Source organism: Prevotella sp. P4-67, assembly GCF_002251325.1.
GTDB lineage: Bacteria > Bacteroidota > Bacteroidia > Bacteroidales > Bacteroidaceae > Prevotella.
Genome location: NZ_NPJL01000051.1, coordinates 56,016 through 65,847 on the forward strand (window position 1 = coordinate 56,016; position 9,832 = coordinate 65,847).

At 52.3% G+C, this 9,832-nt stretch carries 9 protein-coding genes; 4 read left to right on the top strand and 5 right to left on the bottom strand.

Features of this window, described 5'->3' with window-relative positions; translation table 11 throughout:
* Nucleotides 1-8 precede the first annotated feature (8 nt).
* Genes CIK92_RS08095 through CIK92_RS13425 form a run of 4 tightly spaced genes read right to left on the bottom strand, consistent with a single transcriptional unit; the run spans nucleotide 9 to nucleotide 2,988 of the window.
* Nucleotides 9-518, bottom strand: coding sequence for a metallophosphoesterase (locus CIK92_RS08095; RefSeq protein ID WP_094387489.1), 510 nt, complete (start codon nucleotides 516-518; stop codon nucleotides 9-11).
* Nucleotides 511-1,155, bottom strand: coding sequence for an AAA family ATPase (locus tag CIK92_RS08100; RefSeq protein WP_094388739.1), 645 nt, complete (start codon nucleotides 1,153-1,155; stop codon nucleotides 511-513). Before CIK92_RS08100 ends, CIK92_RS08095 begins: the two co-directional genes overlap by 8 nt.
* Nucleotides 1,145-2,521: an MATE family efflux transporter gene (locus CIK92_RS08105; protein ID WP_094388740.1), complete on the bottom strand. Its 1,377-nt coding sequence runs from the start codon at nucleotides 2,519-2,521 to the stop codon at nucleotides 1,145-1,147. Before CIK92_RS08105 ends, CIK92_RS08100 begins: the two co-directional genes overlap by 11 nt.
* The gene (locus CIK92_RS13425; RefSeq protein ID WP_144289382.1) at nucleotides 2,521-2,988 is read right to left on the bottom strand and encodes a hypothetical protein; all 468 of its coding nucleotides are present in this window, start codon (nucleotides 2,986-2,988) and stop codon (nucleotides 2,521-2,523) included. Before CIK92_RS13425 ends, CIK92_RS08105 begins: the two co-directional genes overlap by 1 nt.
* Between CIK92_RS13425 and CIK92_RS08110 the strand changes: the two genes are divergently transcribed.
* Nucleotides 2,966-4,804, top strand: coding sequence for a glycosyl hydrolase 115 family protein (locus CIK92_RS08110; RefSeq protein ID WP_094388741.1), 1,839 nt, complete (start codon nucleotides 2,966-2,968; stop codon nucleotides 4,802-4,804). The genes CIK92_RS13425 and CIK92_RS08110 overlap by 23 nt on opposite strands.
* Before the next feature lie 139 nt (nucleotides 4,805-4,943).
* On the opposite strand, the gene trmB is transcribed toward CIK92_RS08110, so the two are convergent.
* Nucleotides 4,944-5,705, bottom strand: a complete 762-nt coding sequence (trmB, locus tag CIK92_RS08115; protein WP_094387493.1) for a tRNA (guanosine(46)-N7)-methyltransferase TrmB — start codon at nucleotides 5,703-5,705, stop codon at nucleotides 4,944-4,946.
* A gap of 267 nt (nucleotides 5,706-5,972) precedes the next feature.
* On the opposite strand from trmB, the gene CIK92_RS08120 reads away from it, so the two are divergent.
* The 3 genes from CIK92_RS08120 to CIK92_RS08135 all read left to right on the top strand — a co-directional run bounded on the left by CIK92_RS08120 (nucleotide 5,973) and on the right by CIK92_RS08135 (nucleotide 9,831).
* The gene (locus CIK92_RS08120; RefSeq protein ID WP_022310694.1) at nucleotides 5,973-7,007 is read left to right on the top strand and encodes a low specificity L-threonine aldolase; all 1,035 of its coding nucleotides are present in this window, start codon (nucleotides 5,973-5,975) and stop codon (nucleotides 7,005-7,007) included.
* A gap of 915 nt (nucleotides 7,008-7,922) precedes the next feature.
* Entirely contained in the window at nucleotides 7,923-9,347 is a 1,425-nt protein-coding gene (locus CIK92_RS08130; RefSeq protein WP_094387495.1) for an RNA-binding domain-containing protein, read from the top strand.
* Between the two features lie 13 nt (nucleotides 9,348-9,360).
* A complete protein-coding gene (locus CIK92_RS08135) occupies nucleotides 9,361-9,831 on the top strand; it encodes a hypothetical protein (protein ID WP_094388742.1) in 471 nt (156 codons plus the stop codon).
* Nucleotide 9,832: the final 1 nt, after the last annotated feature.

The window sequence follows — 9,832 nt, forward strand, 5'->3', positions numbered from 1 at the left end:
TAGTTGGTTTATCGTTGTTTTCTATCATTGAGGGTTATCACTTCGCAGTCGCTCATCTTGTCGCCGTCGATAGTGAGCCTTACCAGCGTGCGGTCTACGTGCCAGCCCTGCATACCGGCTGCTCCGGGATTGATGTGGAGCATTCCCAGCGTGCGGTCATACTGCACCTTGAGGATATGGGAGTGTCCGGCTACGAAGAGTTTGGGCGGCATAGCCACGAGCGAACTGAAGACCGAGCGGTCATAGTGGCCCGGATAGCCGCCGATATGCTTGATGAGCACGTCCACATCTTCACACTTGAACCGCAGCCTCTCGGGATAGCGCCGACGCAGGTCGCCGCCGTCGCAGTTGCCGCAGACGGCGCGGAAGACGGGGCGCATGGCCTCAAACTGGTCTGCCAGTTCGGTGGTGCCTATGTCGCCGGCGTGCCATATCTCGTCGCAGTCGCCGAGATAGGTCTCGTACTTGTCGTCCCAGCATCCGTGGGTATCGCTGATGATGCCTATCCGCTTACTCATGGCTCTTGTCGTTTGCCTGTCCCATCACCTGTCTTGCGTAGTCGGCTATCAGTTTGGTGGCAGCCTCGTGGCCCAACCGTCCGGCGTTGATGCAGAGGTCGTAGCTCTCACAGTGTCCCCACTGCTTGCCCGTGTAGTAGTTGTAGTACGACGCCCGTCGGCTTTCGCCCTCGCTGATATACTTGCGGGCTTCGTCGTCGCTGATGTTGCGGCGGCGGGCTATCTCGGCAATGCGGGTGTCGAGGTCGGCACTTACAAACACGTTGACCACATTGTCCATATCGCGCAGCACATAGTCGGCGGTGCGGCCCACGAACACGCAGCTGCCCTCCGAGGCAGCCTTGCGTATGGCATCACACTGGAAGAGGTACAGGTTCTCCTGGTTGAAGTCGGTGTTGTAGTAGCTGTTGCGCGTGAAGAGAGGGAAGTGAAACTGCAGTGCGGTCTTGAAGAAACCCTTCTTCTCGTCGTTCTCTTCAAAGAACTCTTCGCAGAAGCCGCTTTCGCGTGCTGCCAGGTTGAGTATCTCCTTGTCGTAGAGGCGTGCGCCGAACTCCTCGGCGAGCATCTTGGCGATGGCGCTTCCACCACTGCCTATCTGCCGGCCTATGGTGATGATGATGTTGTTATTGTCCATGATTGTTAGTGGCTACGGGGTTGCTATTCTTTAGTTTGCTGATATATATCTTCATGATGACAAAGGTGGCGATAGTTGCCATGAAGTCAGAGATGGGCATGGCATACCACACTCCGCCGATGCCCCAGAACAGGGGCAGCACGCCGATGAGCGGCAACAGGAAGAGCATCTGTCGCGACAGCGAGAGGAAGATACTTATCTTCACCATGCCGATACACTGGAAGAGGTTGGTCGTCACTATCTGGTAGCCCACAAAGGGGAATACCAGCATCATGATGCGTATGGCGCGTGCCGACATGTCGATGAGCGTAGGGTCGGTGGTAAACATGCGGGCACAGAGATGGGGCACAAACATGGCTATCAGCCATCCCACCGCCATGATTGCCGTAGCCGCCATTACCGATAGGTGGTATACTCGTACCAGACGGTCTATCTGTCGGCTGCCGTAGTTATATCCTGCTATGGGTTGCATGCCCTGGTTGAGGCCTATGATAAACATAACGAAGATGAAGGCTATGCTGTTGGCTATGCCGTAGGCACCCACACTCAGGTCGCCACCGTAGCGCACCAGTTGGTTGTTGAGGAATATCACCACCACGCAGGCGCAGCTCTGCATGAGGAAGGGCGAGATGCCTATCGCGATGATATTCTTTACCAGATTGGCTTTGAGTCTGTATATGCCACGCTCCAGGTGGAGCAGCTCGTTCTTGTTGGCAAAGATGCGCATCTGGTAGCACAGCGCTATCGTCTGCGAGATTACCGTGGCCCACGCCGCACCGCGTATGCCCCAACCGAAGACCCAGATGAAGAGCGCGTCGAGCAGTATGTTCATCACCACCGTGAAGATGGTGGCGTTCATAGCCTGTCGTGGCTTGCTTGCCGACCGCAGCACGGCGTTCATACCCAGATACATGTGGGTCACGGCATTGCCCACGAGTATTATCTGCATATAGTCGCGGGCGTAGGGGATAGTGGCCTCGCTGGCGCCGAAGAAGTAGAGTATGGGGTCGAGGAATATAAGACACAGGGCACCAAGTCCGATACCCACCAGCAGGTTGAGCGTAATGGTATTGCCCAGCAGGTTCTCGGCGACACCATAGTCGCGCTGCCCCAATTTCACGGAGATAGAGGTCGAGGCTCCCACGCCGATGGCGGCACCGAAGGCTCCCGAGAGGTTCATGAAGGGCAGCGTGATGGCCAGTCCCGATATGGCGAGCGGACCTACTACCTGTCCCAAGAACACGCGGTCGGCGATATTGTAGAGCGACGAGGCGGTCATGGCAATGATAGCTGGCAAGGCAAACTGCCACAGCAGCCGCCCTACTGGCTTCGTTCCCAATTCTAACGTAGCTTTCTTATTATCCATTATATATAATTATGTATGTGCAAAGGTAGTGCAAGTCGAAGACAATGCAAAGAAAAAACAAAAGTTTTTTCATTTGGCATTGTTGAGACGCAGCCTACCTTATCCAAAGGTAGTGCAAACCGAAGAGAATACAAAATAAACTCGTTTATTTTTATTCTTGAGGTGCCGCCTACCTTCACGGCGGGAGCCGTAAATAGTGCAAACCGAAGAGAATACAAAATAAACTCGTTTATTTTTATTCTTGAGGTGCCGCCTACCTTCACGGCGCCGCTGTAAAGTAGTGCAAGTCGAAGACAATGCAAAGAAAAATCAAAAGTTTTTTCGTTTGGCATTGTTGAGACGCAGCCTGTCCTCACGCCGCTTGCCGTAAAGATTAAAGAGGTCGAATAGAAAAACCTCAAGTTTGTTTTGTATTTCGCCCAGCTTATACTACCTTTGTATTCAATGAAAAGGAATATACTTACCATCTTATTATGCTGCTTCGTGCTTGCCTCGTGGGCCAAGGACGTGGTCTGGTACAGCGGGCGAGGCAGCGTGGAATATAGTTTTGTGGGCAAGCGAACGGGCGTAGTCGATATGGCGCTCAATATGTTTGCCGAAGATATGCGCGCCGTCACCGGCCATCGAGCCGAGCATCGTGCGGGGGCTGTGATAGAGATTTTCGAGCTCGACAAGATGCGCGACAAGGACTTCCGGCGGCTCCAGCGACGCCAGGTGCCTATCGACCGTATCATCGCCAAAGACGATGCCTTTGCCATCTGTGTCGAGGGCGGACATATCGTGGTGCTGGGCAGCAATGCCAATGGCACTGCCTATGGCATCCTTGAACTCTCGCGCCTTGCGGGTGTCTCGCCGTGGGCGTGGTGGGGCGATGTCACTCCCCTGCGCCGCCACTATCTCGCTCTCGCTTCCGACTACCTCACCATCCAGTGGCCCTCGGTGGCGCGGCGTGGCTTCGTCGCCCAGGGCCATGGCCTCGACAGTCACCGCCTCCACCAGCTTCTCCTGCGACTCCGTGGCAATCTGCTGCGCCATGCCGACTGCGACGGACGGGGCGCCAAGTGTATGGAGATTGGTGAGCGCTGGCTCCCCTCTACCCAGCCCGGTCGCATTTATGCTGAGATGAAGACCGCTTATGACCAGGGTGCCCGCCACGAATGGGTAGCCCGGATTGACAATCCACGCACCGTGGCTTACCAGCTCTCGCTCTTCATGGATATGGCGTGGAACATCACCTATGTCAATGCCACCAATATTCCCTCCCACTTTCACGCGTGGCTTACCGAGCAGTTTGGCGAGCAGGCTGCCGACCGCCTGTTGCCCGTGCTCACCGAGTATTACCATCTCGTGGGCATACACCGACCCGAGCAGATGAATGTCGAGTTCATGGCCGATGCCTTTGGCAACGAGCTCGAGCGCTATCTCGCCAACTACGAGGCACTCGTCAAGGCTCTCACCCCCATTGCCGCCCTCGTGCCCCAAGTGCGCAGCGAGGCGTTCTTCGCCTGGGTCGACTATCCCGTCAGGGCAGCATGGCTCATGGCGGTCAAGCAGTTGCAGGCCCAGGAGGCGCGCCATATAGGCCGCCCCAGTTCGTTCGCCCGCGACGATGAGGCACTGTCCTCTGCCGTGCGCAGCTGGACAGCCTACCAGCAGCTGCTGGCGCTCAACCGCAAGTTTTCCGGCATGCTCGACGGCAAGTGGGAGCATACCCTCTCTCTTGCCCACATGCCCCTGATGGCAGAGCCCAAGTTCCCCGGCCCGCTGTCTCACGACGCCATCAAACGCTTTGCCCAGCAGGGCCCCGAGCCGTTCAATCTCGATGTCGGCAATACCATAACCCGCAACGCCTGCCATTTCCGCCGCGCCACCCAGGGGGTACAGACGGTCTCTATGCTTGGCCACAGCATGAAGGCGGTGATGGTGCCGCCCGGTGGCAGCCTGTCCTACTCCTTCTTCTCCGAACTCAGAGGCAAGGCTGTCGTGCGGGTGGCTGCCATTGCCATGCCCGACTATCTGGGCCACGACATACGGCTGGCGGTGCGTGTCGACGATGGCGAGGCGCAGATAATGAGCGTGCGCCCCGATGCCCATTCGCCTCAGTGGCAGACCGCCGAACAGCGCGGACAGGTCATTATCAACGTCGATGTCTACCTCACCCGCAACAGCCACGACATTGAGATACGCGCGCTCGACACGCCGGTATTTATCGACCAGCTGATGGTCGACTACGACCCCGTGCGCGAGTTCTACATCTTCCCCGTGACCGCCGAGCAGCTGTAGACCCCATCCCCCTATACCGACCCCAGCCCACAGATGAACTTCCATCTGTGGGCTGGTTTCTTATATATATAATAAGGTGTAGTCGCCGTTCGCCCCATCCGCTTGGCGGGGCTGGCATCTTGTGCCGTTGTCGTCGTGCTTACTTTGCCGTCTCCTTGGGGCTGCGCTTCTCGCGGTGGTAGCTGCGATACTCGTCCATAGGTATCTCCACATCGGGCTCGGAGAGCTCGCCCTCGCGCGGCAGACCCAGACAGATATACTTGATGTCTATGCCACGCTCCATCCACATCGACTCATAGTAGGTCTGTATGCTCAGCAACCGCTCGTCCATACCCGGGGTGTGGTAGAGGTCGGCGGTAGCCACATGGATGGGCAGCTGGTTGTGCTCAGCCATACAGCGGGTGTAGGTATAGAGGAAGTTGGAGTCGGTTTTGACATGCACCAGTCCGCCATCCTCCATGAAGCGGCGGTAGCGGGTCATGAATGTGGTCGAGGTAAGGCGCTTGCGCACGTGCTTCATCTGAGGGTCCGAGAAGGTGAGCCATATCTGCTGCACCTCGTCCTTGTCGAAGAAGCGGTCTATTATCTCGATATTGGTGCGCAGGAAAGCCACGTTCTTCAGCCCTTCGTCCAGAGCCTGCTTGGCTCCCGTCCACATGCGCGCGCCCTTGATGTCCACGCCTATGAAGTTGATGTCGGGATATTTGCGGGCCAGCCCTACGGCATATTCACCGCGTCCGCAGCCCAGTTCGAGCACTATCGGGTTGGAGTTGTTGAAGTACATGTCGCGCCAATGCCCCTTCATCTCAAAAGGCACGTTGTCTATGACCGAGAAAGGATATTGAAACACGTTCTCAAACGCTTCCATATCCGCAAATTTGGCTAATTTACCTTTGCCCATATCTTGTTTTTGATGCAAAATTACACAATTTGTGTCAAATAATCAGACGACTGCCTCATAAATCATACCCTCTACGGCATAAAAGTATGCCGATACCTGCCGTCGGCGCTCAGATTGACAGCCATTGCCTTGGTTATGTTTCTGCTTTTCATTACTTTTGCACCCACCACCCTCGTCTTTCCGTCGGCAGCCATCCGCCCCCGCGGCCTGCCGCGTCGGTCTGCGATGGGGGAGAGTATAGATGACAACTTTACAACACGATAGATTATGATTTCTTTTGAGAGTGATTACAACAATGGATGTACCCCCGAGATACTCCGTCGTCTTGCCGATACCAATGACGACCGTACGTCGGGCTATGGCTCTGACCCTTACTGCCAGTCGGCCTTCAGGCGCATACGCGAGGCAGTGCAGATGACCGATGCCGATGTCTTCTTCCTCATCGGTGGCACCCAGACCAATGCCACCGTCATCGACTCGCTGCTCATGGGCTGCGAGGCGGTCATCACGGTCGAGACGGGTCACATCGCTGTACACGAATCGGGAGCGGTCGAGGCTTTCGGACACAAGGTCATCACGCTTCCCGCCGTCGACAGCAAGCTCACTGCCGCCACGCTCGACCGCTTCATGGACACCTTTACTGCCGACGAGACGGCACCCCACATGGTGCAGCCGGGCATGGTCTATGTCTCCATGCCTACCGAGTTGGGTATGGTCTACACCCGCAGCGAGCTCGCCAGCCTCTACGAAGCGTGCCGCCGCCACCACCTCAGACTCTATATCGACGGTGCACGCCTGGGCTATGGACTCATGTCCGATGTCTGCGACTACGACCTGCCCTTCCTGGCACGCCATTGCGATGTGTTCTATATCGGCGGCACCAAGGTGGGAGCCATGTTTGGCGAGGCGGTGGTGTTTACCGGCATCAGCGCGCCCAAGTATTTCTTTACCACCGTCAAGCGCCACGGCGCGCTGTTGGCCAAGGGGCGCATGCTCGGCATCCAGTTCGACACGCTCTTTACCGACGGCCTCTACCTGCGTCTCTCGCGCCACGCCATAGCGATGGCAGCCCGCCTCAAGGAGGTCTTTGCCCGTCACGCCATCCCTATGGCTTGCCTTTCGCCCACCAACCAGCAGTTTGTCATCCTCTCGCCCAGCCAGTACGATGTCCTCATCGCCCAGGTGGCTTTTGAGATATGGGAGCGCCATGCCGACGGCACCCTCACCTGCCGCTTTGTCACCAGCTGGGCGACCACCGATGCCGACATAGACTATCTTGACCGCTGTCTGGCTGCGCTATAGCCAGCTGCTGAGGCGCGTCTATTTATCCCGGATCGGTCATTAGGACTTGCTTGGATCTGGCTCTTTTGGAAGAGTGGATTTTGTATGGTTTTTAATGAGTAATAGCGAGCTGTTGCGAATTAAAAAACAAGCAAGAGACGCCTTATAAAAGACAAAAGACTGCAGGCAGTCATGAAATAACACACCTAACGGCCTAATGACCGTTTTGGGTTTAAGGAAAGTGGAGACTTAACGATTTTAACTTGCTTTTACGAACAAATGTGAGGGTGGATGGCAAAATGAGGGAAGACACGATAAATAAATAGATGCTGTTAAAAGAGAAAATAGAATGGGATGGGATGCAGTTGAAACTATACCCATTCTCTTATATAGATATACAAATAACTTTACCTTATTGTCTGTATATAAGAGGTATAAAGTCATGTGATGCAAAGATTATGGGCTGGTGAGGTGGTAGATCTTTATTCTTTCACGGCAAATATAGTTTTGATGTATGTTGATAAGGTGGGTACAAACCACCCCATTTAGTATACAGGTGAAGACATTCGCGTGTTAGTAAAGAGCATGAAACAGTCCATTTTGCACACAAAAATGCCTTGTGTTTGAGAAAATAACACTCTTTTTGGCAACTTTATGCAAATATATTCTTTATTCCCGGTTAAAAGCAGTAATTTTACGGAAAACACAACAAATAATTGAAGTATGGCAGATTTGAATCGTGTCAAGACTGTATTGGTAGAAAGAGGTATTATGAGTAAATGGATGGCAAAGACATTGCATAAGGACCCTGCCACAGTATCGAAGAGGTGCAACAACCACTCACAACCTGACTTGAAGACATTGGCATAAATAGCCGATGTTCTCAATGTGGATATACCGAGTTGATTTGTCATACCAAAGTGAAATGAACAGAATATGAGATATACTATCGAAGAGATACGTCAGATGCCCGAAGGGCAGACTTTCGACTGTAAGAGCATTCATATAGAACCGAAGGCTCTCGCCAACACTATTGTCGCTATGGCAAATGCCGATGGCGGCATGATAGCCGTAGGTATATCCGACAAGACTCGTCGTATCGAGGGTGTTGACCAAGACAAGGCTCATTTGAACGAGATTCTTCGCACTCCGTTTGATTTCTGTGTACCCACTATTTCCGTTACGACAGAGTTTATGCCTTGCCAAGACAGCGAGGGCAATGATAACTACATACTGATAATCCATGTCCCGGCCAGTCCTCGCCTCCATGCCAACCAAGCCGATGAGGTGTTTTGGCGGGTGGGCGACAAGTCGCGTAAGCTACCCTTTGAGGAACGTCTGCAACTGATGTATGACAAGGGTGAACGATACTATGAGGACAGCCCTGCCTACGATGCCACTATCGAGGATATCGACATAGATGCCGTAAAAGCATATATGAAGCGCATTGGTTATGGCAAGTCTCCAATGGAATACCTGCAAGAGAACAAAGGATTCTTGACTTACAAGGGCGATGTACCACAAGTCAGCACTGCCTGCATCTTGCTCTTCGGTAAGAATCCCCAGAACTTTTTTCCTCGTGCCCGTGTCCGTTTTATCAAGTACTATGGTACGGAAGAGAAAGTCGGCAGGGAAATGAACGTCATCAAGGATGTCACCTTCGAGGGGCGCATCCTCGACCAGATACAGAAAACCATCGACTACCTCGAAACGCAAGTGAAGGAACATTCCTATCTCGGTGAGGACGGACTCTTCAAGACCGACAGGGAATATCCTAAGTTCGTGATACAAGAGATGACGGTAAACTCGGTTTGCCACCGCGATTATAGCATCAAAGGAACTGAGATACAGATAAAGATGTTTGATGACCGACTTGTGTTCGAGACCCCCGGTAAGCTGCCTGGTATCGTCCGCACCGACAATATCCGCCACACCCATTTTTCCCGTAATCCCAAGATAGCCGAGTACCTGAAAGCCTACGACTATGTAAAGGAGTTCGGTGAAGGAGTTGACCGTATGTGTCGTGAGCTTTCTGCCATTGGCACGAAGGAACCCCAATATCATTTGGTCGCCTTTATAATGAAAGCTTCTGTGTGGGCTAATTTATTGGAGGAAGGGCAAGAAAAGACTATATTCGACCAGAAGCGACCAGAAAGCGACCAGATAAGCGACCAGATAAGCGACCAGATAAAAATGATTTTAGAACTAATCAAGGAAAAGCCACAAATAAGTAGAAGCGAAATTTCACACAAAATGGGACTTCATGAAAGTAGTGTGAAGCGTCGTCTGAAGATGATGGTTGATAAAGGTATTATTCAACGCATAGGTTCCGACAAAGGTGGTCATTGGCAAATTAAATAATTCTATCCTGATTATGAAATGTAAAATTGAAACATCAAATGGTATCATGTTTTTGAAAGGAATAGATGGAGATAAACGATTGGAAATTGCTGATTATATTGAACTCCATGATAGTTCCTTGCTTATGGTAAGTTTGATTCTTAATAAAAAAGAATATTTTTATTGGGGGAAGAATCATGTAATATACACTAAACTATGGGGGTGTATTGATTCCATGATGAATGTTGTTGTTCCGTTTATCTATTCGCACATGAAGGTGGAATTCAATTATATTAGAGCTGATAAAGAAGTAGGATATAATATATTTTTTGAAAGCCCTGAATATGCTTCCTATTATTTTAATCAGTATGGAGTCCCTGTTATTTATTCAACCAAAAAAGAAATGCCAGGATGGGATTGGATAGAACATTCTGACAATAAAAATATTCTTATAGCACAAAAAGGAGGGAAACAAGGAATTATACGAAAAGATGGAAGTGTTTGAC

Coding starts and splice junctions, on each gene's coding strand:
- CIK92_RS08095 (WP_094387489.1), bottom strand. CDS start 518: ATGAGTAAGCGGATAGGCATCATCAGCGATACCCACGGATGCTGGGAC.
- CIK92_RS08100 (WP_094388739.1), bottom strand. CDS start 1,155: ATGGACAATAACAACATCATCATCACCATAGGCCGGCAGATAGGCAGT.
- CIK92_RS08105 (WP_094388740.1), bottom strand. CDS start 2,521: ATGGATAATAAGAAAGCTACGTTAGAATTGGGAACGAAGCCAGTAGGG.
- CIK92_RS08110 (WP_094388741.1), top strand. CDS start 2,966: ATGAAAAGGAATATACTTACCATCTTATTATGCTGCTTCGTGCTTGCC.
- CIK92_RS13425 (WP_144289382.1), bottom strand. CDS start 2,988: ATGGTAAGTATATTCCTTTTCATTGAATACAAAGGTAGTATAAGCTGG.
- trmB (WP_094387493.1), bottom strand. CDS start 5,705: ATGGGCAAAGGTAAATTAGCCAAATTTGCGGATATGGAAGCGTTTGAG.
- CIK92_RS08120 (WP_022310694.1), top strand. CDS start 5,973: ATGATTTCTTTTGAGAGTGATTACAACAATGGATGTACCCCCGAGATA.
- CIK92_RS08130 (WP_094387495.1), top strand. CDS start 7,923: ATGAGATATACTATCGAAGAGATACGTCAGATGCCCGAAGGGCAGACT.
- CIK92_RS08135 (WP_094388742.1), top strand. CDS start 9,361: ATGAAATGTAAAATTGAAACATCAAATGGTATCATGTTTTTGAAAGGA.